The sequence below is a fragment of the Leyella stercorea genome, from assembly GCF_021531355.1.
GTDB lineage: Bacteria > Bacteroidota > Bacteroidia > Bacteroidales > Bacteroidaceae > Prevotella.
Genome location: NZ_JADYTS010000180.1, coordinates 1 through 878 on the forward strand (window position 1 = coordinate 1; position 878 = coordinate 878).

The window sequence follows — 878 nt, forward strand, 5'->3', positions numbered from 1 at the left end:
AAGGTGAAGCACGCTAACTATGCTCCAGTAATGGTGACGTTTGCTGATTATGGAGTGGAGAAGGTGGAAAGCAACAGAACATACGAACTAACGATCACAGCATCAGGAAATGTTGTTGGTCCAGTTGATGCCGGAGGCAATTTTTATGCGCTTACTGTTTCGCCAAAAGATGCAAAGGTTAGTATAGATGGAGTGCTACAGTCTAGCTCCTTGGACGGTGAGTATTCAGCCATGCTTCCTTATGGCAGTCATACATATAAGGTAGAGGCAGGAGGCTATATCAGCAAGAGTGGCTCGTTCACCATCAGCAACAGCGACATGACTCCCATTAATGTCAGCCTTGTCTCTGCTATGGCTACGGTTTCTGTCACTTGCCTGACACCTGCCGTATCGCTATATGTTGACAAGAAATCCGTTGGCATGATACCTTGGACAGGTAGTCTAAAAGAGGGTATGCACCTTATCGAGGCAATGAAGGAGGGCTACCGCAGTCAGCAGCGCACCATCAATCTGTCTCAACAACAAAAACTTGATGTGGCTTTTAGCGAACTCGCAGCCATACAAGGCAACCTTTCTGTAAACTATAAGCCATTTGGAGCTGATGTCTATATTGATGGCAATAAGGTAGGACAAAGTCCACGTGTGTTTAATGGCTTATTGGTGGGAAATCATAAGGTAGAAATTAAAAAGGATGGATATGGCACAGAAAGCAAACAAGTGAACATATTGGAAGGTCAGACAGCTACTTTAGCTGGCATGTTGTCAACCAATACTACAGTCCCTACCTCTACAGGCTCTACGTTGTCAGACAATACAATAACCATTCCCGTAAAGAAAGGCATAAGCATTGATATGGTTCGTGTTGAGGCAGGAACGTT

At 44.6% G+C, this 878-nt stretch carries 1 protein-coding gene; it reads left to right on the forward strand.

Going from position 1 to position 878, the window contains the following annotated elements; all coding sequences use genetic code 11:
* The coding region (locus I6E38_RS14940; RefSeq protein WP_235394723.1) for a PEGA domain-containing protein at positions 1 to 878 on the forward strand (878 nt) is incomplete at both ends.